The organism is Pseudomonas sp. AC172 (genome assembly GCF_979258595.1).
In genome coordinates this window covers 5304951-5328168 of the sequence record NZ_OZ409868.1, presented here as the reverse complement: position 1 = coordinate 5328168, position 23218 = coordinate 5304951, and the positions used below count along the sequence as shown (strand labels likewise).

Genomic DNA, 23218 nt, shown 5'->3' with positions numbered 1-23218 from the left:
TAGTGGGGCGTTTTGCTATCTGTCATTTTTGTCTGGATTCCGGTTAATGAGCGTACCTCGTGAAACCATCGCCGCTGTCGCCACCGCTCAAGGTCGCGGTGGTGTCGGCATCGTCCGTATTTCCGGGCCATTGGCCAGTGTCGCGGCAAAAGCCATCAGCGGCCGCGAACTGAAACCGCGTTACGCCCATTACGGGCCGTTTTTCAGCGACGAACAACAAGTGCTTGATGAAGGTCTGGCGCTGTATTTCCCGGGGCCGAATTCGTTCACCGGTGAAGACGTGCTGGAACTGCAAGGCCACGGCGGCCCAATCGTTCTGGATATGTTGCTCAAACGCTGCCTGGAACTGGGATGTCGCTTGGCCCGTCCTGGTGAATTCAGCGAACGCGCCTTCCTCAATGACAAACTCGACCTGGCCCAGGCCGAGGCGATTGCCGATTTGATCGAAGCCAGTTCTGCACAGGCTGCGCGTAATGCGTTGCGCTCATTACAAGGCGCGTTTTCCCAGCGTGTGCATAACTTGACCGAGCAGTTGATCGGTTTGCGTATCTACGTTGAAGCCGCCATCGACTTTCCGGAAGAAGAAATCGACTTCCTCGCCGATGGCCATGTGCTGAGCATGCTCGACAAAGTGCGCGATGAATTATCTACAGTGCTGCGCGAAGCCGGGCAGGGCGCGTTGCTGCGCGATGGCATGACCGTAGTGATCGCCGGCCGTCCGAATGCTGGCAAATCCAGCCTGTTGAATGCGTTGGCCGGTCGCGAAGCGGCAATCGTTACCGAGATTGCCGGCACCACCCGCGACATCCTCCGTGAACATATCCACATCGACGGCATGCCGTTGCACGTTGTCGATACGGCTGGACTGCGCGATACCGATGATCAGGTGGAAAAGATAGGTGTTGAACGGGCATTGAAAGCCATTGGCGAAGCCGATCGGGTACTGCTGGTGGTCGATGCGACCGCTCCGGAAGCGCTGGATCCGTTTGCCTTGTGGCCTGAATTCCTCGAAACCCGACCAGATCCGGCCAAAGTTACTTTGATCCGCAACAAGGCCGATCTAACGGGCGAAGCCATTGTTTTGGAAACCAGCGAAGACGGGCACGTGACGATCAGTCTCAGCGCCAAATCGGCCGGTGAAGGTCTGGATCTGTTGCGCGATCATCTCAAAGCCTGCATGGGTTACGAGCAGACGTCGGAAAGCAGTTTCAGTGCACGTCGCCGGCATCTGGAGGCCTTGCGCCACGCCAGTGCGGCACTGGAACACGGCCGCGCTCAGCTGACCTTGGCTGGCGCCGGAGAGTTGCTGGCCGAGGATTTGCGCCAGGCCCAGCATTCTCTCGGCGAAATCACCGGGGCTTTCAGCTCTGATGATCTGTTGGGACGAATCTTTTCCAGTTTCTGTATCGGCAAATGACAAAAGGGGCTGTGGACAATTTATCCACAGCCCCTTTTTCGTTTTACCAGTTGTAGGAAACCGTACCGAGAAGGGTGCGATCTTCACCCCAATAGCAGCGACCCGCGTCGTTGCAACCCGACACATATTCCTTGTCGAACAGGTTCTTCGCATTTAGGTCGACGCTCCAGTGCGTATCGATCTGATAACCGATGGCCGCATCCACCAAGGTAACGTCGCCGGCATCCAGCTTTCCGTAGAGAGAAGGCGAGGTGTAAGCGAAGGCACTGTCGAAGTAACGCACACCACCGCCCACATACAAACCTTTCAAGTCGCCATCGAGGAAACGGTATTTCGCCCAGACCGAAGCCTGATTACGTGGCACGCCGGTCATTTGATGGCCTTTGACCAATGACGTCGCGGCATCCTTGGTGATTCGCGCGTCGGTGTAGGTATAAGCCGCAGTCACGTTGAGGTTCTGCGTCAGGTTGCTGTTGAGTTCCAGTTCCACACCCTTGGAACGGCTTTCGCCCACCTGGCGGTAGCTCGATGTAGTGGCGTCGAAGTAGGTGTCGTCTTTTTTACGCAGGTCGTACACCGATGCAGTGAAAGCAGTGTCCCAGCCGATCGGTTCGTACTTCAGGCCCACTTCATATTGGCTGCTGGTGATGGGGTCGAGTGGCGCGCCGGCATTGGAGATCTGCTGTACCGGCACGAATGAGGTGGAATAGCTGACATACGGCGTCATGCCGTTGTCGAACTGGTACATCACGCCGCCCTGATAGGTGAATTTCTTGTCCTCGGAGCTGATGTCGCTCGACTGGGCGACCTTGTCGCGAAAATCACTGTCGACCCAATCCTGGCGGCCACCGAGCAGGAACAGCCAATGGTCGTACTTGCTCTGGATCTGTGCATAAACCCCTTTCATCTGTTGCTCAAGCAAGGTGTTTTGCACCGCAATCGGTGTGGTCGGATCGCGCAGGTACACCGGGTTATACACATCGATCGGCCCGACGATGCCGGCGTTCCAGTCCTGATTAAAAGAGGTGCGATCGTAGCTGGCGCCGAACAACACGGTGTTCTCCAGACCGCCGACCTGGAATTTGCCTTCCAGTTGGTTATCCAGCGAGTACACCATCGACTTGTTGAAGCGATCGTACGCCGTCATGTTCAGGCGTGTGCCAAACCCGGCGTTGTTGAGGTTGCCCGGCCAGGTTTCGTGGCGGGTAATGCGCGACTGCATGTAGCGCGAGTTCTGGCGGAACTGCCAGTCGTCGTTGAACGAGTGGCTGAACTCGTAACCGGTGCTCCAGGTTTCCCGTTCGAAAGTGTTCCAGTCCGGGTCGCCGAGCATGGTGCCTTTGGATAACTTGCCATTGGGGTTTGTCAGCAAAGTCCCTGCAGCGGGTAGGCCAAGTTCCATGTTGGTGTGATCCTTCTGGTAGTTGGCCAGTAGGGTCAGTGTGTTGTAATCGTCGAAATTCAGGGTCAGCGATGGCGCGATGTAGATACGGTCGTCCGGAACGTGATCGGTCTGGGTGTCGGACTTGCGGCCAAGCATCACCACGCGTCCGAGCACGTTGCCGCTGTCATTGAGCGGGCCGGAAACATCGACGCCGATCTGCCGGCGGTTGTTCGAGCCATAACCCAATTGCACTTCGCCTTGCGGTGCCGCGGTTGGCCGTTTGCTGACCAGATTGACCAGACCGCCCGGCGCGTTTTCCCCATAGAGCAGTGAGGACGGGCCACGGAAAATCTCCACCCGCTCAAGTCCATAAGGCTCGGTGCTGGTGTCATAGCGGTTGCCTTGTACACGCAGCCCATCGCGCAACAGACCGTAGCCATAATCGGTGGCGTTGAAACCGCGAATATAAAACAGGTCCCCGGCCAGACTGTCGCCGGCGGCAAACGGTGGGGCGAAGATCCCCGGCACGTAGCCAAGCACCTCGGTCAGCGTCTGAGATTTCTGATCTTTCATGCGTTGCGCGGTTACAACTGACACCGAGCGGGGCGTTTCCGACAACGGTGTGCTGGTTTTCGTACCGATCCGGCTGTTTTGCGCCTTGTATCCAACGTCGGCGGCGTAAACGAGGTTCATCGGGTTCGCCAACTGACCGTTGATATTGGTCGGGGCCAGTTCCAGTGAGTCACCATTGGGTAGCGCCTGCAGAATGTAACTGCCCGGCGCCTGCGGCACGGCTTGCAACCCCGAACCTTGCAGCAGTTGGGCGAAGCCTTGTTCGACGGTGAAGCTGCCGTTCAGCCCGGTGCTACGCAAGCGGCTGGTCTGTTGTGGTGAGAACGACAAAATCACGTTCGCGGCCGAGGCGAACTGGCTCAAAGCGATATCCAGCGGGCCGGCAGCGATGTCGTAACGCTGGGTTGCCGTCGCAGCGAAGGCGCTGTTGCTCATGATCAGGCAGGATGCGGCGCTGGTCATCAGTAAGCTGTATGCAATGCAGTGGTGGGAAAAACGCTGACGGAACGTGGGAAGACGCATGTGTGAATAAGCCCTGAAGGTGGCGAAGAGCCGCGTTTATCGCGATTACCTGTAGGGCCGGGTCAGGGCAAAAAAAGATAACCCTGTTTTCGATTTATTTTCCCCAGGTGGTTTTCGATCAGACGTTGTGGCTGATCGAGACCCAGTAACGGGTGAAGTAGCGGACGTTGATCGGTAACGAGGCCTGGAGATTGGCCAGCACTGCATCGGTGGAATCGAGTCGAAAAGTGCCGGATACCCGCAGATCCCGGACGCGGCTATCGCAGTGCAGAACACCGCTGCGATAACGCCCCAGCTCTTCGATCACCTCGCCCAACCGTGCATCGAGCACAATCAGCTGGCCGTTGGTCCACGCCACTGCCGAGGATTTATAGGGATGAAGGCGACCGATATGCCGCCTATCAAAGTCAGCGCCTTCGCCTGCTTTCAAGATCATCGCGGGCGTTGATGGATCAGCGGGTTGCACGCTGACCCGATCTTCCAGCACGCCGACCCGCGTTGAGCCCGACAGCTGATGCACGGAAAAACGCGTGCCCAACGCTTGAATCCGGCCATCGTGGGTCTCGACAAAAAACGGCCGCTGATCGCCAAGCTTGCCGGTTTGAATGAGGATCTCACCCGAGCGCAAGCGAATCAGGCGCTGCACCGCATCGAAGGACACATCAATGGCGGTGTCGGTGTTGAGCCGGATCTGGCTGCCATCTGCCAATGAAATGCTACGACGCTGGCCAACGCTGGTTTTGTAGTCGGCCCAGACATTCCCCAAGGATGTATGTTGCTGAGCGTTCCAACCCAAGAACCCTGTCCCGGTCGCGAGCAGCAACAGCTTCAGTACCTGGCGCCGTTGGTGGCCGGTATTCAGCGCGCGACGTTTCAAATCCTGCGGCAGAGTGCCGAGATGACGCTGCAATTGTTCCATCTGGTTCCACGCCGCCAAGTGCGCTGGATCGCTATCTATCCACAGCTGCCAGGCTTTCTGTTCGGCTGGCGTCGGCGAATCGGCCTGAAACTGCACGTACCAACCGGCAGCGGCTTCGAAAACTTTGCGGTTGGGGGCTATGGCCATCAGCGCTGCGCCATGATCAGGGCACATTCCGTCAAAGCGCGGATCATGTGCTTCTTTACTGTGGTCAGGGAAACCTTCAACTGCACAGCGATCTGTTGATAAGTCAGGCCGTCGATCTGCGAAAGCATGAAGATCTCCCGGGTTCGCGGGCCAAGAGCGGCCAGGGCTTTATCCACAGCAACCAGGGTTTCGATGATCAGCGCTTTGTCTTCTTCGCTGATGGCCGTCGCCTCGGGTCTGGCCGCAAGCGTTTGCAGATACGCGCTTTCTATGGCGCGCCTTCTATACCGATCTATGACCAATCCGCGTGCAACGGTGGTCAGATAATCCCGCGGCTCACGGATCTGTGCAGCGTTACGCGCAGCCAGAATTCGCACAAACGTGTCATGCGCCACATCGGCAGCATCGCAGGCGTCATGCAATTTTCCCTTGAGCCATCCATATAGCCACGAATGGTGTTGCTCGTAGATTTGCTCGATCGCAGCGTTATGGGCGGGTAGGGACATGGGGGAAAACTGGCGAGTTAATGATAATAGCTATTATTAGCCTCTGTTACGTTCTCTCACAATAGCCCGTTCACATCCCTCCATCGGCTTCCTGGTCGTCACCGATCTTTCGGTGGCGCTTTTTTCTGTGCCCTGAAAAAGCCATTTGGTCGATTTTCTGTGGATTAAACTCTGTGAATAACTGCCACTGAGGTCGGTTGATAACAGGGCCTCAAAACTGGATATAACCCTATCTGTGGATAACCACCCCTTTCATCCACAGGCTTACACCGGTTATCCAAGGGCCTTATTGGCACATGAGCACAGGGTTTTGAAACTCTGTACATATTGAATATAAAGGCCTGTAGCAATCTATCCACAGAAAGGTGGCTCAGTAAGAATAAACATAAAAACAAAGGTTTTATAAATTTCTCTCTTTTTTATTCTTTTAACCTCGAGTTCTCCACAGCTGGTTAAATTTTGTGCAAAGGGTTCTTTAGGAAGGGCGAAGTCCCTATACTTGTCGACCAGGTCCAGAAACCTGATCTCAAACTATTCCTGAATTACCTACTTAAGCAGGCACGAGGTGCGTGGTGGATTTCCCTTCCCGTTTTGAAGTGATCGTCATCGGCGGCGGTCATGCCGGTACCGAGGCAGCACTGGCCTCAGCACGTATGGGGGCAAAAACCCTGTTGCTGACGCATAACGTGGAAACCCTCGGTGCCATGAGTTGCAACCCTGCCATCGGTGGCATTGGCAAAAGCCATCTGGTCAAGGAAATCGATGCCCTCGGCGGCGCGATGGCCACGGCTACCGATTTGGGAGGCATCCAGTTTCGTGTGTTGAACAGCCGTAAAGGCCCGGCCGTGCGTGCTACCCGCGCTCAGGCCGACCGTATTCTTTACAAAGCCGCTGTCCGCGAAATACTGGAAAACCAGCCGAACCTGTGGATATTTCAACAAGCCGCTGATGACCTGATCGTCGAGCAGGAACAAGTCCGTGGTGTTGTCACGCAAATGGGTCTGCGGTTCTTCGCCGATTCCGTGGTGTTGACCACCGGTACCTTCCTTGGCGGACTTATCCACATCGGTTTGCAGAATTTTTCCGGCGGTCGCGCCGGTGATCCGCCGTCGATCGCCTTGGCTCACCGTTTGCGTGAAATGCCACTGCGTGTCGGTCGCCTGAAAACCGGTACACCGCCGCGTATCGATGGCAAGTCTGTGGATTTCTCAGTAATGACCGAGCAACCAGGCGATACGCCGATCCCGGTGATGTCGTTCATGGGCAACAAAGAACAGCATCCACGCCAGGTCAGCTGCTGGATTACTCACACCAACGCCCGCACTCATGAAATCATCGCAGCGAACCTCGATCGTTCGCCGATGTATTCGGCTGCCGGTGAAATCGAGGGCATCGGCCCGCGTTATTGCCCGTCGATCGAAGACAAGATCCACCGCTTTGCCGACAAGGAAAGCCATCAGGTGTTTATCGAACCGGAAGGTTTGACTACCCACGAGCTGTATCCCAACGGGATATCCACCAGCTTGCCGTTCGACGTGCAATTGCAGATCGTGCAATCGATCCGCGGCATGGAAAACGCGCACATCGTGCGTCCGGGTTATGCGATCGAGTACGACTACTTCGATCCGCGCGACCTGAAGTACAGCCTGGAAACCAAAGTCATCGGCGGTCTGTTCTTCGCCGGGCAAATCAACGGCACCACCGGTTACGAAGAAGCCGGCGCCCAGGGTTTGCTCGCTGGCGCCAACGCCGCACTGCGCGCCAAGGGCAAAGAAGCCTGGTGTCCGCGTCGCGATGAAGCGTACATCGGTGTGTTGGTCGACGACCTGATCACCCTCGGCACCCAAGAGCCGTACCGCATGTTCACTTCCCGTGCCGAGTACCGCCTGATTCTGCGTGAGGACAACGCCGACCTGCGTCTGACCGAAAAAGGTCGCGAGCTGGGTCTGGTCGATGACGCGCGTTGGGCGGCCTTCTGCAAGAAACGCGAAAGCATCGAACTCGAAGAACAACGCCTGAAAAGCACTTGGGTTCGTCCGAATACGCAGCAGGGCGATGCGATTGCCGAGAAATTCGGCACACCGCTGACCCACGAATACAACTTGCTCAACCTCTTGAGCCGTCCGGAAATCGACTACGCTGGTCTGGTCGAAGTGACCGGCAATGGCGCGGAAGATCCACAGGTCGCCGAGCAGGTTGAAATCAAGACCAAATACGCCGGTTACATCGATCGTCAACAGGACGAAATCGCCCGTCTGCGCGCCAGTGAAGACACGAAATTGCCTGTGGATATCGATTACACCAACATTTCCGGTCTCTCCAAGGAGATCCAGAGCAAGCTCGGCGCGACTCGTCCAGAGACGCTTGGCCAGGCTTCGCGGATCCCGGGTGTGACCCCGGCAGCGATTTCGCTGTTGATGATTCATTTGAAAAAACGCGGCGCGGGCCGTCAGTTGGAGCAAAGCGCTTGAGTTCTAAGGTCACTTCGCAACACGCCGAAGAGTTATCCACAGGAGCCCGCGAGCTCGGTGTCAACCTCACTGAAATCCAGCACGAATTGCTGCTGGGTTATCTGGCTCTGTTGATCAAATGGAACCAGGCTTACAACCTGACCGCCGTGCGCGATCCGGACGAAATGGTTTCGCGGCACTTGCTCGATAGTCTCAGCGTCATGTCGTTCATCGAAAACGGTCGCTGGCTCGACGTCGGCAGTGGCGGCGGCATGCCGGGGATCCCGTTAGCGATCCTGTACCCGGATTCGCAAGTGACCTGCCTGGACAGCAACGGCAAGAAAACCCGCTTCCTGACTCAGGTCAAACTCGAACTCAAACTGGATAACCTGCAAGTTATCCACAGTCGTGTCGAAGCCTTCCAGCCTGCGCAGCCGTTCAACGGGATCATTTCCCGGGCGTTCAGCAGCATGGAGAACTTCACCAACTGGACTCGCCACCTCGGCGATGCCGATACACGCTGGCTGGCAATGAAGGGCGTTCATCCGGCCGATGAGCTGGTAGCATTGCCGGCAGACTTCAAACTCGATAGCGAACACGCCCTGGCCGTACCCGGTTGCCAAGGCCAACGCCATCTGCTGATACTGCGCCGCACGGCATGATTGGGAACACAAGCAAGAATGGCTAAGGTATTCGCGATAGCGAACCAAAAGGGTGGTGTGGGCAAGACCACCACCTGCATCAACCTCGCAGCATCCCTGGTCGCGACCAAGCGCCGGGTGCTGTTGATCGATCTCGATCCACAGGGCAACGCCACCATGGGTAGCGGTGTGGATAAACACGGCCTGGAAAACTCGGTCTACGACCTGCTGATCGGCGAATGCGATCTGGCCGAGGCCATGCACTATTCGGAGCACGGCGGTTATCAACTGCTGCCGGCCAACCGCGATTTGACCGCGGCCGAAGTGGTGCTGCTGGAAATGCAGATGAAGGAAAGCCGTCTGCGCAGCGCGCTGGCGCCGATCCGTGAAAATTACGATTACATCCTGATCGACTGCCCGCCGTCGCTGTCGATGCTCACGCTGAACGCACTGGTCGCCGCTGACGGGGTGATTATCCCCATGCAGTGCGAGTACTTTGCGCTCGAAGGCTTGAGCGACCTTGTGGATAACATCAAGCGCATCGCTGAACTGCTGAACCCGAACCTGAAAGTCGAAGGTTTGCTGCGCACGATGTACGACCCGCGCCTGAGCCTGATGAACGACGTTTCGGCGCAGCTCAAGGAACACTTCGGCGAGCAGCTCTATGACACGGTGATTCCGCGCAACATCCGTCTGGCCGAAGCGCCAAGCTACGGCATGCCGGCGCTGGCCTACGACAAGCAATCGCGTGGCGCCCTGGCTTATCTGGCCCTGGCCGGCGAGATGGTTCGCCGTCAGCGCAAAAATTCACGCATCGCCGCCGCTCAGGCAACTTAAGGAATCCCCATGGCCGTCAAGAAACGAGGTCTCGGACGTGGACTGGATGCACTGCTGAGTGGTCCGACCGTCAGCGCGCTGGAAGAACAAGCCGCGCAAGCTGACACCCGTGAATTGCAACACTTGCCGCTGGACCTGCTGCAGCGCGGTAAATACCAGCCGCGCCGGGACATGGACCCGCAGGCGCTGGAAGAACTGGCGGCCTCGATCAAGGCGCAAGGCGTGATGCAGCCGATCGTGGTGCGCCCGATTGGCGGTGGCCGCTTCGAGATCATCGCCGGTGAACGTCGCTGGCGTGCGAGCCAGCAAGCCGGGCAGGAAACCATTCCGGCAATGGTCCGCGATGTGCCGGATGAAACCGCGATCGCCATTGCGCTGATCGAGAACATCCAGCGCGAAGACCTCAATCCCATCGAAGAAGCGGTGGCCCTGCAGCGTCTGCAGCAGGAATTCCAGCTGACCCAGCAACAGGTCGCCGAGGCTGTGGGTAAGTCCCGTGTCACTGTGGCTAACCTGTTGCGGCTTATTGCATTGCCGGAAGTCATCAAGACCATGTTGTCTCACGGCGACCTGGAAATGGGCCATGCCCGTGCTTTGCTCGGTCTGCCGGACAATCAACAGGTTGAAGGGGCGCGACATGTTGTCGCACGCGGTCTCACCGTGCGCCAAACTGAGGCACTGGTTCGCCAGTGGTTGAGTGGCAAACCGGAGCCTGTGGAAGCGACCAAACCCGACCCGGATATCGCCCGTCTCGAACAGCGTCTGGCCGAGCGCCTAGGCTCTGCGGTGCAGATTCGCCACGGCAAGAAGGGAAAGGGTCAGTTGGTGATTGGTTACAACTCCCTCGATGAGCTTCAAGGTGTGCTCGCACACATCCGCTGAAACATTTCCTCATGTAGCGCGCAGTCGGAAATCACTACCTGACAGTTGAATAGGGGCAGAACCGCCCCTATACTCTGCGCGCATTTTGTCGGCACAAATTATGCCAAGTTATTGAATTCTGGCAGCCGACCATTGGAGAGCAATAGTGATGGAAACCCGCAAGCCAAACCGCCTGCCGTTCCATCGCCTGGCGGTTTTTCCGGTGTTGATGGCTCAATTTGTCATTTTGCTCATTGCCGCTTTGGCGCTCTGGCAGTGGCATGGAGTCGTTGCCGGATACTCGGGACTTTGCGGAGGCCTGATAGCCTTGCTGCCCAATGTTTATTTCGCTCACAAGGCATTTCGGTTTTCCGGCGCCCGAGCAGCCCAGTCCATCGTCCGGTCTTTTTATGCCGGCGAGGCAGGCAAACTGATTTTGACAGCAGTGCTTTTTGCGCTGGTGTTTGCAGGTGTGAAGCCACTGGCGCCGATAGCAGTATTCGGCGTGTTCGTGCTGACTCAGTCGGTCAGCTGGTTCGCTCCCCTGCTGATGAGAACAAGACTTTCGAGACCTTAGGGCGTTTGAGGCAACCATGGCAGAAACAACCGCTTCGGGCTATATCCAGCACCACTTGCAGAACCTGACCTTCGGTCAGCTACCTAACGGCGGCTGGGGCTTTGCCCATACCGCAGCAGAAGCCAAAGAAATGGGCTTCTGGGCTTTCCACGTCGATACCCTCGGCTGGTCGGTCGCGTTGGGTCTGATCTTCGTATTTCTTTTCCGCATGGCGGCAAAGAAAGCGACTTCGGGTCAGCCGGGTGCTTTGCAGAACTTCGTTGAAGTATTGGTCGAATTCGTCGATGGCAGCGTGAAAGACAGCTTCCATGGCCGTAGCCCGGTGATTGCGCCGCTGGCACTGACCATCTTCGTCTGGGTGTTTCTGATGAACGCCGTCGACCTGATCCCGGTCGACTGGATTCCTCAGCTGGCCATCCTGATCACCGGTGATCACCACATCCCGTTCCGCGCCGTGTCGACTACCGACCCGAACGCGACTCTGGGCATGGCGTTGTCGGTTTTCGCACTGATCATTTTCTACAGCATCAAGGTCAAGGGCATCGGCGGCTTCATCGGCGAACTGACCCTGCACCCGTTTGGTAGCAAGAACATCTTTGTTCAGGCGCTGCTGATCCCGGTGAACTTCCTGCTCGAATTCGTGACCCTGATCGCTAAACCGATCTCTCTGGCTCTGCGTCTGTTCGGCAACATGTATGCCGGTGAGCTGGTGTTCATTCTGATCGCTGTGATGTTCGGCAGCGGTCTGCTCTGGCTGAGTGGCCTGGGCGTTGTTCTGCAGTGGGCGTGGGCTGTGTTCCACATCCTGATCATCACCCTGCAGGCGTTCATCTTCATGATGCTGACCATCGTCTACTTGTCGATGGCGCACGAAGAAAACCATTAAGGCCAGTCTCGACTAGTCTGATGTCCTTCCCGGTCAAACGGGAAGGGGCTCTTCACAGGGCACCTGAAACGATTTGTTTTACCGCTTTAATCTAAAAAACCTAAACCATACGACGTAAAAGTCGGGAGGAAAGATGGAAACTGTAGTTGGTCTAACCGCTATCGCTGTTGCACTGTTGATCGGCCTGGGCGCACTGGGTACCGCAATTGGTTTCGGCCTGCTGGGCGGCAAGTTCCTGGAAGGCGCAGCGCGTCAGCCAGAAATGGTTCCAATGCTGCAAGTTAAAATGTTCATCGTTGCCGGTCTGCTCGACGCCGTAACCATGATCGGTGTTGGTATCGCTCTGTTCTTCACCTTTGCGAACCCGTTCGTTGGTCAGATCGCTGGCTAATTACCCGGATTCTTCCGAGTAATTTGATGTGATGGACAACGTAACTGCGAGGTGTTGGCGTGAACATTAATGCGACCCTGATTGGCCAGTCCGTTGCGTTCCTGATTTTTGTACTGTTCTGCATGAAGTATGTATGGCCTCCGGTCATCGCTGCACTGCACGAACGTCAAAAGAAGATCGCTGATGGTCTGGACGCTGCCAGCCGTGCAGCTCGCGACCTGGAGTTGGCCCAAGAAAAAGCGGGTCAGCAACTGCGCGAAGCGAAAGCTCAGGCAGCTGAAATCATCGAGCAAGCCAAGAAACGCGGTAACCAGATTGTCGAAGAGGCCGTTGAAAAGGCCCGTGTCGACGCTGACCGTGTGAAGGTTCAGGCTCAAGCCGAGATCGAACAGGAACTGAACAGTGTCAAAGACAAGCTGCGCGCCCAAGTGGGTTTGCTGGCTGTCGGCGGCGCCGAGAAGATCCTGGGTGCCACAATCGATCAAAACGCGCACGCAGAGCTGGTTAACCAACTGGCTGCTGAAATCTAAGCGAGGGCGATCATGGCAGAACTGACCACGTTGGCCCGACCTTACGCTAAGGCGGCCTTCGAGCACGCTCAGGCCCACCAGCAACTGGCCAATTGGTCAGCCATGCTCGGCCTGGCTGCAGCGGTGTCGCAAGACGACACCATGCAGCGCGTGCTCAAGGCCCCGCGACTGACGAGCGCAGAAAAGGCCGCCACGTTTATTGACGTGTGCGGCGACAAGTTTGATGCCAAGGCACAGAACTTCATCAATGTCGTTGCCGAAAACGACCGTCTCCCGCTTCTGCCGGAGATTGCCGCTCTTTTCGACCTGTACAAGGCCGAACAAGAGAAGTCGGTAGACGTTGAAGTGACCAGTGCTTTTGCATTGAACCAAGAACAGCAAGACAAACTCGCCAAGGTTCTCAGTGCACGACTCAACCGGGAAGTGCGCCTGCAAGTTGCGGAGGATGCTGCCCTTATAGGTGGTGTCGTTATCCGCGCCGGCGACCTGGTTATCGATGGCTCGATTCGCGGCAAAATCGCGAAACTTGCCGAAGCATTGAAATCTTGAGTTTGAAGGGGCAGCAGAGCAATGCAGCAACTCAATCCTTCCGAAATAAGTGAAATTATCAAGGGCCGCATCGACAAGCTCGATGTGACCTCCCAAGCCCGTAACGAAGGCACTGTCGTCAGCGTATCTGACGGCATCGTGCGGATTCACGGTCTGGCCGACGTCATGTACGGCGAGATGATCGAGTTTCCGGGCGGCGTCTACGGTATGGCCCTCAACCTGGAGCAAGACTCCGTAGGTGCCGTTGTATTGGGCGCTTACCAGTCTCTGGCTGAAGGCATGAGCGCCAAGTGCACTGGCCGCATCCTCGAAGTTCCTGTTGGTAAGGAACTGCTGGGTCGCGTAGTCGACGCACTGGGTAACCCTGTTGACGGCAAAGGTCCACTGGGCAACACCGAGACCGACGCGGTCGAGAAAGTTGCTCCGGGCGTGATCTGGCGTAAGTCGGTAGACCAGCCTGTACAGACTGGCTACAAGGCTGTCGATGCCATGATCCCTGTCGGCCGTGGCCAGCGTGAGCTGATCATCGGTGACCGTCAGATCGGTAAAACCGCTCTGGCGATCGACGCGATCATCAACCAGAAAGACAGCGGCATTTTCTGCGTCTACGTAGCTATTGGTCAGAAACAATCGACCATCGCCAACGTGGTTCGCAAGCTGGAAGAAAACGGCGCTCTGGCCAACACGATCATCGTGGCTGCCAGTGCTTCGGAATCTCCTGCGCTGCAATTCCTGGCACCGTACTCCGGTTGCACCATGGGTGAATTCTTCCGCGACCGCGGTGAAGACGCGCTGATCGTTTATGACGATCTGTCCAAGCAAGCAGTGGCTTACCGCCAGATTTCCCTGCTGCTGCGCCGTCCACCAGGCCGTGAAGCTTACCCAGGCGACGTGTTCTATCTCCACTCCCGTCTGCTGGAGCGCGCATCCCGCGTTTCGGAAGAATACGTAGAGAAGTTCACCAACGGCGCAGTGACCGGCAAAACCGGTTCCCTGACCGCACTGCCGATCATCGAAACCCAGGCTGGCGACGTTTCCGCGTTCGTTCCGACCAACGTGATTTCCATCACCGACGGTCAGATCTTCCTGGAATCGGCCATGTTCAACTCGGGCATCCGCCCTGCAGTGAACGCCGGTGTTTCGGTATCCCGTGTGGGTGGTGCCGCTCAGACCAAGATCATCAAGAAGCTGTCCGGTGGTATCCGTACCGCTCTGGCTCAGTACCGTGAACTGGCGGCATTCGCCCAGTTCGCTTCTGACCTGGACGAAGCGACCCGTAAGCAACTTGAGCATGGTCAGCGCGTTACCGAGCTGATGAAGCAGAAGCAATACGCACCAATGTCGATCGCTGACATGGCGCTGTCGCTGTATGCCGCTGAGCGTGGGTTCCTGACTGACATTGAAATCGCCAAGATCGGCAGCTTCGAACAAGCGCTGATCGCTTTCTTCAACCGCGATCACGCCGATTTGATGGCCAAGATCAACGTTAAAGGTGACTTCAATGACGAAATCGACGCTGGCATGAAAGCCGGTATCGAGAAGTTCAAGGCCACCCAAACCTGGTAAGCCGCAGCGGGAGCCGCGAGGCTCCCGCTTGCTAACCTGATAGGTGTTACATGGCAGGCGCAAAAGAGATTCGCAGTAAGATTGCGAGCATCAAAAGCACGCAAAAGATTACCAGCGCCATGGAAAAAGTGGCGGTCAGCAAAATGCGCAAGGCACAAATGCGCATGGCTGCTAGCCGTCCTTATGCGGAGCGTATCCGCCAGGTTATTGGGCATCTGGCCAACGCCAACCCGGAATACCGCCACCCGTTCATGATCGACCGCGAAATCAAGCGCGTTGGTTATGTTGTGGTGAGCAGTGACCGTGGTCTGTGCGGCGGCTTGAATACCAACCTGTTCAAGGCCCTGGTCAAGGACATGGCGGTAAACCGCGAAAACGGCGTCGAGATTGATCTGTGTGTTGTTGGTAGCAAGGGTGCGGCCTTTTTCCGCAACTTCGGCGGTAACGTCGTTGCAGCTATCAGCCACCTGGGTGAAGAGCCGTCGATCAATGATCTGATCGGCAGCGTCAAGGTGATGCTGGATGCCTACCTGGACGGCCGTATTGACCGCCTGTCCGTGGTGTCCAACAAGTTCATCAACACCATGACGCAACAGCCTACCGTGGAGCAATTGATTCCACTGGTGGCCACCCCGGATCAGGATCTCAAGCACCACTGGGACTATCTCTACGAACCGGATGCCAAAGAGCTGCTTGACGGCTTGATGGTCCGCTACGTTGAGTCGCAGGTCTACCAGGCGGTGGTCGAGAACAACGCGGCTGAACAAGCTGCGCGGATGATCGCGATGAAGAACGCTACCGACAACGCCGGTGATTTGATCAGCGATTTGCAGCTGATCTACAACAAGGCGCGTCAGGCTGCGATCACCCAAGAGATCTCGGAAATCGTCGGCGGCGCTGCCGCGGTTTAACGGTTCAAATATTCAGAGGATCCAGCTATGAGTAGCGGACGTATCGTTCAAATCATCGGCGCCGTTATCGACGTGGAATTTCCACGCGACAGCGTACCGAGCATCTACAACGCTTTGAAAGTCAAAAGCGATGCCGGCACCACTCTGGAAGTTCAGCAGCAGCTGGGCGACGGCGTGGTTCGTACCATTGCGATGGGTTCCACCGAGGGCTTGAAGCGCGGTCTGGAAGTTACCGATTCTGGCGCAGCCATCTCCGTACCGGTCGGTAAAGCGACCCTGGGCCGGATCATGGACGTCCTCGGTAACCCGATCGACGAAGCTGGCCCGATCGACACCGAAGAGCGTTGGGGCATTCACCGTCCAGCGCCTTCGTTCGCTGAACAGGCAGGCGGCAACGACCTGCTGGAAACCGGCATCAAGGTTATCGACCTGGTTTGCCCGTTTGCCAAAGGCGGTAAAGTTGGTCTGTTCGGTGGTGCCGGTGTAGGCAAAACCGTAAACATGATGGAACTGATCCGTAACATCGCCATCGAGCACAGCGGTTATTCCGTGTTCGCCGGTGTGGGTGAGCGTACCCGTGAGGGTAACGACTTCTACCACGAGATGAAGGACTCCAACGTTCTGGACAAAGTGGCACTGGTTTACGGTCAGATGAACGAGCCGCCGGGTAACCGTCTGCGCGTAGCACTGACCGGCCTGACCATGGCCGAGAAGTTCCGTGACGAAGGTAACGACGTTCTGCTGTTCGTCGACAACATCTATCGTTACACCCTGGCCGGTACTGAAGTATCCGCACTGCTGGGCCGTATGCCTTCGGCAGTAGGTTACCAGCCGACCCTGGCTGAAGAGATGGGCGTTCTGCAAGAACGTATCACTTCGACCAAGGAAGGTTCGATCACCTCGATCCAAGCGGTATACGTACCTGCGGATGACTTGACCGACCCGTCGCCAGCGACCACCTTCGCCCACTTGGACGCCACCGTCGTTCTGTCCCGTGACATCGCTTCCCTGGGTATCTACCCAGCGGTAGATCCACTGGATTCGACTTCGCGCCAGCTGGACCCGAACGTAATCGGCCAGGACCACTACGACACCGCTCGCGGCGTTCAGTACGTTCTGCAACGTTACAAAGAGCTGAAGGACATCATCGCGATCCTGGGTATGGACGAGCTGTCGGAAGCCGACAAGCAGTTGGTAAACCGTGCTCGTAAGATCCAGCGCTTCTTGTCGCAGCCGTTCTTCGTGGCTGAAGTCTTCACCGGTGCTTCGGGTAAATACGTTTCCCTGAAAGACACCATTGCTGGCTTCAAAGGCATCCTCAACGGTGACTACGACCACCTGCCAGAACAAGCGTTCTACATGGTTGGCGGCATCGAAGAAGCGATCGAGAAAGCCAAGAAACTGTAATCCCGGCGCCCGGCAACGGGCGCTCATTTAGGTTGAGGCAATCAGATGGCTATGACAGTCCATTGCGATATCGTCAGCGCGGAAGGAGAAATCTTTTCCGGCCTGGTCGAGATGGTGATTGCGCACGGTGCACTGGGTGATCTTGGTATCGCTCTGGGACACGCGCCGCTGATCACTAATCTGAAGCCAGGTCCGATCCGCCTGATCAAGCAAGGCGGGGAGCCCGAGGTGTTCTACATCTCTGGTGGTTTCCTCGAGGTTCAGCCGAACATGGTCAAGGTGCTTGCCGATACCGTGCAACGTGCCGCCGATCTGGATGAAGCTCAGGCTCAAGCAGCTCTCAAGGCTGCCGAGCATGCTCTGCATGAAAAAGGCGCTGATTTCGACTACAGCGCTGCGTCAGCACGTCTGGCCGAGGCTGCAGCTCAGCTGCGCACCGTCCAGCAGATCCGCAAGAAGTTTGGCGGTTAATCCGTCAGCCACTTGTTGTGCGATTGATAAAAAAGGGTAGCCTCGGCTACCCTTTTTTCTTTTCTGAATTCCCAAAACCCGGTCGCAGTTGCTGACCACCCAGGATTGGTAGCCAGTCATGTCTCTTGAAATCGTTATCCTCGCGGCCGGTCAAGGCACCCGTATGCGTTCGGCGCTGCCGAAAGTGCTGCATCCGATTGCCGGCAACTCCATGCTGGGTCATGTTATCCACAGCGCCCGGCAACTTGATCCACAACGCATTCATGTGGTGATCGGCCATGGCGCCGACGTGGTGCGTGAACGCCTGGCCGCTGAGGATCTGAATTTCGTCCTGCAGGACAAGCAACTCGGCACCGGCCACGCCACCGCCCAGGCTGTGCCCTTCATTACCGCCGACACCGTGTTGATCCTCTACGGTGACGTGCCGCTGATCGAAGTCGAAACCCTGCAACGGCTGCTCAAGCATGTCGTGCCGGGGCAGATGGGTTTGCTCACCGTCGAGCTGGACGACCCGACCGGTTATGGCCGCATCGTGCGCGATGCCGACGGCAAGGTCGCTGCCATCGTTGAGCACAAAGATGCCAGCGAAGCGCAACGCGCGATTACCGAAGGCAACACCGGCATCCTCGCGGTGCCGGCCAATCGTCTGGCCGACTGGATGAGCCGTCTGTCGAACAACAACGCTCAGGGCGAGTATTACCTGACCGACGTGATCGAAATGGCGGTCAGCGATGGCCTGGTTGTCGCCACCGAACAACCGCACGATCCGATGGAAGTGCAGGGCGCCAATGATCGCAAGCAGTTGTCCGAGCTGGAGCGTCACTACCAGTTGCGCGTCGGCCGCCGGTTGATGGCGCAAGGCGTGACTCTGCGTGACCCAGCGCGTTTCGATGTGCGAGGCGAAGTCACCGTGGGCCGTGACGTGCTGATCGACATCAACGTGATCCTCGAAGGCAACGTGGTCATCGAAGATGATGTGGAGATCGGTCCGAACTGCGTGATCAAGGACAGCACCCTGCGCAAAGGTGTGGTGATCAAGGCCAACTCGCATATTGAAGGCGCCGTTCTGGGCGAGGGTAGCGATGCCGGCCCGTTCGCGCGTCTGCGTCCAGGCACCGTGCTCGAAGCTCGTGCACATGTGGGTAACTTTGTTGAATTGAAAAATGCCCACATGGGCGAAGGCGCCAAGGCCGGTCACCTCACGTATCTGGGCGATGCCGAGATCGGTGCGCGCACCAACATCGGCGCAGGCACCATCACCTGCAACTACGACGGCGCCAATAAGTGGAAAACCGTGTTGGGTGCGGACGTGTTCATCGGTTCCAATAATTCGCTTGTCGCGCCTGTGGATATCTCTGCCGGTGCGACCACGGCAGCCGGTTCGACCATTACACAGAACGTGGATAACGCGCAGTTGGCCGTCGGCCGTGCGCGGCAGAAGAACATCGACGGCTGGAAGCGGCCGGAGAAGATCAAGAAGAGCTGAGTTATCCACAGCGGCTTCTTGAAGATCAAGAGATCGCAGCCTTCGGCAGCTCCTACAGGACTGTTGAGGGCTGCGATTTTTTTTGGGTGACTGCTTGACGATTTAGGGCCGATAGGTTTTGATTGCTTCCGTTATCTTTCGAATCGAAACTTAAATCGCCATGTCGAAACGCAACACGCCGCAACGCCGTCACAACATTCTCGCCTTGCTCAACGAGCAGGGCGAAGTCAGTGTGGATGAACTGGCCAAGCGCTTCGAAACCTCTGAAGTTACGATTCGCAAGGATCTGGCTGCGCTGGAAAGTCATGGTCTGTTGCTGCGCCGCTACGGCGGGGCGATCACCATGCCGCAGGAACTGGTCGCGGAAACCGCGCAGAGCGTTTCCAAATACAAACAGGCGATTGCCCGCGCGGCAGTGAAACGCATCCGCGAGCATGCGCGGATTATCATCGACAGCGGCAGCACCACCGCCGCGATGATCCCGGAACTTGGCCAACAGCCCGGTCTGGTGGTGATGACCAACTCCCTGCACGTCGCCAACGCCTTGAGCGAACTCGAACACGAACCGGTGCTGTTGATGACCGGTGGCACCTGGGATCCGCATTCGGAATCCTTTCAGGGCCAGGTGGCCGAGCAGGTACTACGCTCTTACGACTTCGACCAGTTGTTCATTGGCGCCGATGGCATAGATCTGGTGCGCGGCACCACCACCTTCAATGAACTGCTCGGTCTGAGCAGAGTGATGGCGGAAGTGGCGCGGGAAGTTATCGTCATGGTCGAAGCCGACAAGATCGGCCGCAAGATTCCCAACCTGGAGCTGCCATGGAGCAGCGTCCATACCCTAATTACCGATGATCGCCTGCCTAGCGAGGCACGCGATCAGATTCAGGCCCGCGGTATCACCGTGATTTGCGCGGCTGTCAGTCAGGAGAAATAAGCATGTGTGGAATTGTCGGCGCAGTTGCTGAACGTAATATCACCGCCATCCTGCTCGAAGGCCTCAAGCGCCTTGAATACCGCGGCTATGACAGCGCCGGTGTCGCGGTGTACACCAACGACGAAACCCTCGAGCGCATGCGCCGCCCGGGCAAAGTCAGCGAGCTCGAAGCCGCATTGGCCGAGCATCCGCTGGTTGGCCGTCTCGGCATTGCTCACACCCGTTGGGCCACCCACGGCGCGCCTTGTGAGCGTAACGCCCACCCACATTTCTCCGGCGATATCGCGGTGGTGCACAACGGCATCATCGAAAACCACGAAGCCCTGCGCGAACAACTGAAAGCGCTGGGTTATGTGTTTACTTCGGACACCGATACCGAAGTCATCGCCCACCTGCTCAATCACAAACTCAAGGGCCAGCCGGACCTGAGCGTTGCGCTTAAAGCGACCGTCAAGGAACTGCACGGTGCTTATGGTCTAGCGGTGATCAACGCCAAACAACCGGATCGTCTGGTGGCCGCACGCAGTGGCAGTCCGTTGGTGATTGGCCTGGGTCTGGGCGAGAACTTCCTCGCATCTGACCAGTTGGCGTTGCGTCAGGTCACCGACCGCTTTATGTACCTGGAAGAAGGCGATATCGCCGAAATTCGCCGCGATAACGTGCAGATCTGGGACGTCAACGGCAATGCCGTCGAGCGCCAGACCGTACAGTACAGCGACGGTGCCGAAGCTGCCGACAAAGGTGAATACCGCCACTACATGCTCAAGGAAATCCACGAGCAACCGGCCGTAGTTCAGCGCACCCTTGAAGGTCGCCTCAGCAATGATCAGGTGCTGGTGCAAGCGTTCGGCCCACAAGCGGCCGAGCTGTTCGCCAAGGTGCGCAATGTACAGATCGTCGCCTGCGGCACCAGTTATCACGCCGGTATGGTTGCGCGTTACTGGCTGGAAGAACTGGCCGGGATCCCGTGCCAGGTCGAAGTCGCCAGTGAATTCCGCTATCGCAAAGTGGTGGTGCAGCCGGACACCTTGTTCGTGACCATCTCGCAGTCCGGCGAAACCGCCGACACCCTGGCTGCCCTGCGCAACGCCAAGGAACTCGGCTTCCTCGCCAGTCTGGCCATTTGCAACGTCGGCATCAGCTCGCTGGTGCGCGAATCCGACCTGACCCTGCTGACTCAGGCCGGCCGTGAAATCGGCGTCGCCTCAACCAAAGCCTTCACCACGCAATTGGTCGGTCTATTGCTGCTGACCCTGTCGCTGGGCCAGGTGCGGGGCACCTTGGCCGACGGCGTCGAAGCACGTCTGGTGGAAGAACTGCGTCGCCTGCCAACCCGTCTCGGTGAAGCACTGGCCATGGACAGCACCGTGGAGAAAATCGCCGAGCTGTTCGCCGAAAAGAACCACACCCTGTTCCTCGGTCGTGGCGCGCAATTCCCGGTGGCAATGGAAGGCGCCCTGAAACTCAAGGAAATCTCCTACATCCACGCCGAAGCCTACCCGGCCGGTGAACTGAAACACGGCCCGCTGGCACTTGTGGATAACGACATGCCAGTCGTCACCGTGGCGCCGAACAACGAACTGCTGGAAAAGCTCAAATCCAACCTGCAGGAAGTCCGCGCCCGTGGCGGCGAACTGATCGTGTTCGCCGACGAGAAAGCCGGCATGACCAACGGCGAAGGCACCCACGTGGTGCAGATGCCGCACATCCACGACATCCTCTCGCCGATCCTCTACACGATCCCGCTGCAGTTGCTGTCGTACTACGTGGCTGTGCTTAAAGGCACGGATGTGGATCAGCCACGTAATTTGGCGAAGTCGGTCACGGTGGAGTAACGGTTTTTGCACGAGAGCGCGAGATTTCGCGCTCTCGTGTAGGACATTGGAATCAGACTCTCACTTCTGCGTTTTCTTCTGGCAAAAAATTCGAAAAATAATCCGCGAATTACCTCAGTACGAGAAACCTCCTACAGGACTAAAGGCTAGGTAAATATAGGCCTTGAGCGTATTCTTGAATCCGCAGATAAATCCGCGATTCAGGAGGTTGGATGTGTGCTGAAACAGTCTTGGGAACCCATTGGCTTGAGCCGCTTATGCCGGTATTTCCGAATGAAATACTGCATTTGGCTGAGCAGGTGCCGTTTCAGGCTGGGAAGCTCAGTGCGATGGTTTCTCCCCCTATGCTGCAGCGGGTCGGCGGGTTACTTCGGGTAACCAGCAGTTTTTACAGTAACTTGATTGAAGGCCAGTTCACCGAGCCGGTGACTCTCGCCCCGACGTCTCCCAAACGGCAACGCAAGGAACTGACCGAACTGGCGATGACGCACATCGGTACGCAGCAGGCTTTCGAGCGCGCGTTGTCAATGCATAAGAGTCTTTCTTGGGAAGCTCTCTTCAGTCCGGCGTTCGTTACGCGTTTGCACAAAAGACTCTTCTACGGAACCCTCGAAGATCAATTGATGTTGAGCGACGGTAGCCACTTGGTGCCCGGCGAATTGCGCGATGTGAGCGGACGAGACGTTCTGGTCGGCGATCATGCTGCACCACCCTGCCAATCCGTGGGTCCGATGCTCGCTCGAATGCAGAACGTGTACGGGCGTTTGCCGGATGCGCGGAGTCGATTGCTTTCGGTGATGGCGTATCACCATCGACTGGCTTGGGTACATCCATTTATCGATGGCAACGGGCGAACCATCAGGTTACTTACTCATCTTCAACTGCAAAAACTTGGGCTGGTCTCACCTCTCTGGTCGTTATCTCGCGGTCTCGCTCGACAGCAGGGAACGTATTACGCCCGATTAGCCAATGCCGACAAATCCCGCCGCGGAGATCTTGACGGTCGTGGTCAGCTGACTCAAGCAGGCTTGTTCGAGTTTGTCGGCTTCATGTTGGAAACCTGTCTCGACCAGATGCGTTATACCGAACGGGCGCTGAACATATCGAATATGCGCGAAAGGTTGCACAGCATTTTTGTGTGGCACGAGCGAATCAAAATCGCCGGAATCAAGCCTGAGGCTGCGCGGGCATTGCATGTTCTGCTGACTCAGGGAACGTTGAGTCGAGCCGACTTCAAGATTTTCACCGGACTGTCGGATCGCCTAGCCACGGATCAGTTGAAAGGCTTGGTTCAGTTGGGTTTGGTCGAAAGTGCGACACCGAAAGCGCGTGATCTTTATCCAGGTTTACCGATCTGGTTTGCTCAGTTGTTGTTCCCGGATTTGCACCAGCGGATGAACGCTGCGACGTAGGAG

21 protein-coding genes are annotated in these 23218 nt (G+C 57.1%); 18 read left to right on the top strand and 3 right to left on the bottom strand.

Features of this window, described 5'->3' with window-relative positions; all coding sequences use genetic code 11:
* Window positions 1-46 precede the first annotated feature (46 nt).
* Complete coding sequence (mnmE, locus tag ACZ0A4_RS24120) at window positions 47-1417, top strand: tRNA uridine-5-carboxymethylaminomethyl(34) synthesis GTPase MnmE (RefSeq protein WP_463576601.1); 1371 nt, start codon at window positions 47-49, stop codon at window positions 1415-1417.
* 43 nt (window positions 1418-1460) lie between these two features.
* Here mnmE and ACZ0A4_RS24115 read toward each other — a convergent pair whose 3' ends face one another.
* The 3 genes from ACZ0A4_RS24115 to ACZ0A4_RS24105 form a co-directional block, all read right to left on the bottom strand.
* The gene (locus ACZ0A4_RS24115) at window positions 1461-3896 is read right to left on the bottom strand and encodes a TonB-dependent siderophore receptor (protein WP_463576600.1); all 2436 of its coding nucleotides are present in this window, start codon (window positions 3894-3896) and stop codon (window positions 1461-1463) included.
* Between the two features lie 118 nt (window positions 3897-4014).
* The gene (locus tag ACZ0A4_RS24110; protein ID WP_463576599.1) at window positions 4015-4962 is read right to left on the bottom strand and encodes a FecR domain-containing protein; all 948 of its coding nucleotides are present in this window, start codon (window positions 4960-4962) and stop codon (window positions 4015-4017) included.
* A complete protein-coding gene (locus ACZ0A4_RS24105; RefSeq protein ID WP_463576598.1) occupies window positions 4962-5468 on the bottom strand; it encodes a sigma-70 family RNA polymerase sigma factor in 507 nt (168 codons plus the stop codon). Before ACZ0A4_RS24105 ends, ACZ0A4_RS24110 begins: the two co-directional genes overlap by 1 nt.
* Window positions 5469-6040: 572 nt before the next feature.
* Between ACZ0A4_RS24105 and mnmG the strand changes: the two genes are divergently transcribed.
* The 17 genes from mnmG (at window position 6041) to ACZ0A4_RS24020 (ending at window position 23215) form a co-directional block, all read left to right on the top strand.
* The gene (mnmG, locus tag ACZ0A4_RS24100; protein WP_008084400.1) at window positions 6041-7939 is read left to right on the top strand and encodes a tRNA uridine-5-carboxymethylaminomethyl(34) synthesis enzyme MnmG; all 1899 of its coding nucleotides are present in this window, start codon (window positions 6041-6043) and stop codon (window positions 7937-7939) included.
* On the top strand, window positions 7936-8580 hold the full coding sequence (rsmG, locus tag ACZ0A4_RS24095; RefSeq protein ID WP_463576597.1) for a 16S rRNA (guanine(527)-N(7))-methyltransferase RsmG: 645 nt from the start codon (window positions 7936-7938) through the stop codon (window positions 8578-8580). The genes mnmG and rsmG overlap by 4 nt, the downstream gene beginning before the upstream one ends.
* Window positions 8581-8598: 18 nt before the next feature.
* Window positions 8599-9396, top strand: a complete 798-nt coding sequence (locus ACZ0A4_RS24090) for a ParA family protein (RefSeq protein ID WP_141126029.1) — start codon at window positions 8599-8601, stop codon at window positions 9394-9396.
* 9 nt (window positions 9397-9405) lie between these two features.
* Window positions 9406-10278: a ParB/RepB/Spo0J family partition protein gene (locus ACZ0A4_RS24085; protein ID WP_034152184.1), complete on the top strand. Its 873-nt coding sequence runs from the start codon at window positions 9406-9408 to the stop codon at window positions 10276-10278.
* Between the two features lie 148 nt (window positions 10279-10426).
* Window positions 10427-10834: a F0F1 ATP synthase subunit I gene (locus ACZ0A4_RS24080; protein WP_008084411.1), complete on the top strand. Its 408-nt coding sequence runs from the start codon at window positions 10427-10429 to the stop codon at window positions 10832-10834.
* A gap of 16 nt (window positions 10835-10850) precedes the next feature.
* Window positions 10851-11720 carry a F0F1 ATP synthase subunit A gene (atpB, locus tag ACZ0A4_RS24075; RefSeq protein WP_008084413.1) on the top strand — a complete coding sequence of 290 codons (870 nt, stop codon included), beginning with the start codon at window positions 10851-10853 and terminating at the stop codon, window positions 11718-11720.
* Window positions 11721-11853: 133 nt separating this feature from the next.
* On the top strand, window positions 11854-12111 hold the full coding sequence (gene atpE, locus ACZ0A4_RS24070; protein ID WP_003097235.1) for a F0F1 ATP synthase subunit C: 258 nt from the start codon (window positions 11854-11856) through the stop codon (window positions 12109-12111).
* A 59-nt stretch (window positions 12112-12170) separates the two neighbouring features.
* Entirely contained in the window at window positions 12171-12641 is a 471-nt protein-coding gene (locus ACZ0A4_RS24065; protein ID WP_003229781.1) for a F0F1 ATP synthase subunit B, read from the top strand.
* 12 nt (window positions 12642-12653) lie between these two features.
* Window positions 12654-13190, top strand: coding sequence for a F0F1 ATP synthase subunit delta (locus tag ACZ0A4_RS24060; RefSeq protein ID WP_007911956.1), 537 nt, complete (start codon window positions 12654-12656; stop codon window positions 13188-13190).
* Between the two features lie 21 nt (window positions 13191-13211).
* Complete coding sequence (atpA, locus tag ACZ0A4_RS24055; protein WP_016984064.1) at window positions 13212-14756, top strand: F0F1 ATP synthase subunit alpha; 1545 nt, start codon at window positions 13212-13214, stop codon at window positions 14754-14756.
* A gap of 50 nt (window positions 14757-14806) precedes the next feature.
* The gene (gene atpG / locus ACZ0A4_RS24050) at window positions 14807-15667 is read left to right on the top strand and encodes a F0F1 ATP synthase subunit gamma (RefSeq protein ID WP_007911960.1); all 861 of its coding nucleotides are present in this window, start codon (window positions 14807-14809) and stop codon (window positions 15665-15667) included.
* A gap of 27 nt (window positions 15668-15694) precedes the next feature.
* Window positions 15695-17074 (top strand): F0F1 ATP synthase subunit beta, encoded by a 1380-nt coding sequence (gene atpD, locus ACZ0A4_RS24045; protein WP_016984062.1) that lies wholly within the window; start codon window positions 15695-15697, stop codon window positions 17072-17074.
* A 45-nt stretch (window positions 17075-17119) separates the two neighbouring features.
* A complete protein-coding gene (locus tag ACZ0A4_RS24040; RefSeq protein ID WP_007911962.1) occupies window positions 17120-17545 on the top strand; it encodes a F0F1 ATP synthase subunit epsilon in 426 nt (141 codons plus the stop codon).
* A 118-nt stretch (window positions 17546-17663) separates the two neighbouring features.
* The gene (gene glmU, locus ACZ0A4_RS24035) at window positions 17664-19031 is read left to right on the top strand and encodes a bifunctional UDP-N-acetylglucosamine diphosphorylase/glucosamine-1-phosphate N-acetyltransferase GlmU (protein WP_463576596.1); all 1368 of its coding nucleotides are present in this window, start codon (window positions 17664-17666) and stop codon (window positions 19029-19031) included.
* Window positions 19032-19191: 160 nt separating this feature from the next.
* Window positions 19192-19968: a DeoR/GlpR family DNA-binding transcription regulator gene (locus ACZ0A4_RS24030; RefSeq protein ID WP_110718201.1), complete on the top strand. Its 777-nt coding sequence runs from the start codon at window positions 19192-19194 to the stop codon at window positions 19966-19968.
* A gap of 2 nt (window positions 19969-19970) precedes the next feature.
* Complete coding sequence (glmS, locus tag ACZ0A4_RS24025; protein WP_463576595.1) at window positions 19971-21803, top strand: glutamine--fructose-6-phosphate transaminase (isomerizing); 1833 nt, start codon at window positions 19971-19973, stop codon at window positions 21801-21803.
* A gap of 212 nt (window positions 21804-22015) precedes the next feature.
* Entirely contained in the window at window positions 22016-23215 is a 1200-nt protein-coding gene (locus ACZ0A4_RS24020; RefSeq protein ID WP_463576594.1) for a Fic family protein, read from the top strand.
* Window positions 23216-23218 lie beyond the last annotated feature (3 nt).

Bases quoted from the DNA above. Each gene is read 5' to 3' on its own strand.
- atpG (WP_007911960.1), top strand. From the start codon at position 14,807: ATGGCAGGCGCAAAAGAGATTCGCAGTAAGATTGCGAGCATCAAAAGC.
- glmU (WP_463576596.1), top strand. From the start codon at position 17,664: ATGTCTCTTGAAATCGTTATCCTCGCGGCCGGTCAAGGCACCCGTATG.
- ACZ0A4_RS24030 (WP_110718201.1), top strand. From the start codon at position 19,192: ATGTCGAAACGCAACACGCCGCAACGCCGTCACAACATTCTCGCCTTG.
- ACZ0A4_RS24060 (WP_007911956.1), top strand. From the start codon at position 12,654: ATGGCAGAACTGACCACGTTGGCCCGACCTTACGCTAAGGCGGCCTTC.
- ACZ0A4_RS24080 (WP_008084411.1), top strand. From the start codon at position 10,427: ATGGAAACCCGCAAGCCAAACCGCCTGCCGTTCCATCGCCTGGCGGTT.
- ACZ0A4_RS24040 (WP_007911962.1), top strand. From the start codon at position 17,120: ATGGCTATGACAGTCCATTGCGATATCGTCAGCGCGGAAGGAGAAATC.
- atpD (WP_016984062.1), top strand. From the start codon at position 15,695: ATGAGTAGCGGACGTATCGTTCAAATCATCGGCGCCGTTATCGACGTG.
- ACZ0A4_RS24085 (WP_034152184.1), top strand. From the start codon at position 9,406: ATGGCCGTCAAGAAACGAGGTCTCGGACGTGGACTGGATGCACTGCTG.
- ACZ0A4_RS24115 (WP_463576600.1), bottom strand. From the start codon at position 3,896: ATGCGTCTTCCCACGTTCCGTCAGCGTTTTTCCCACCACTGCATTGCA.
- ACZ0A4_RS24090 (WP_141126029.1), top strand. From the start codon at position 8,599: ATGGCTAAGGTATTCGCGATAGCGAACCAAAAGGGTGGTGTGGGCAAG.
- ACZ0A4_RS24020 (WP_463576594.1), top strand. From the start codon at position 22,016: ATGTGTGCTGAAACAGTCTTGGGAACCCATTGGCTTGAGCCGCTTATG.
- atpE (WP_003097235.1), top strand. From the start codon at position 11,854: ATGGAAACTGTAGTTGGTCTAACCGCTATCGCTGTTGCACTGTTGATC.
- ACZ0A4_RS24105 (WP_463576598.1), bottom strand. From the start codon at position 5,468: ATGTCCCTACCCGCCCATAACGCTGCGATCGAGCAAATCTACGAGCAA.
- ACZ0A4_RS24110 (WP_463576599.1), bottom strand. From the start codon at position 4,962: ATGGCCATAGCCCCCAACCGCAAAGTTTTCGAAGCCGCTGCCGGTTGG.
- mnmE (WP_463576601.1), top strand. From the start codon at position 47: ATGAGCGTACCTCGTGAAACCATCGCCGCTGTCGCCACCGCTCAAGGT.
- atpA (WP_016984064.1), top strand. From the start codon at position 13,212: ATGCAGCAACTCAATCCTTCCGAAATAAGTGAAATTATCAAGGGCCGC.
- atpB (WP_008084413.1), top strand. From the start codon at position 10,851: ATGGCAGAAACAACCGCTTCGGGCTATATCCAGCACCACTTGCAGAAC.
- glmS (WP_463576595.1), top strand. From the start codon at position 19,971: ATGTGTGGAATTGTCGGCGCAGTTGCTGAACGTAATATCACCGCCATC.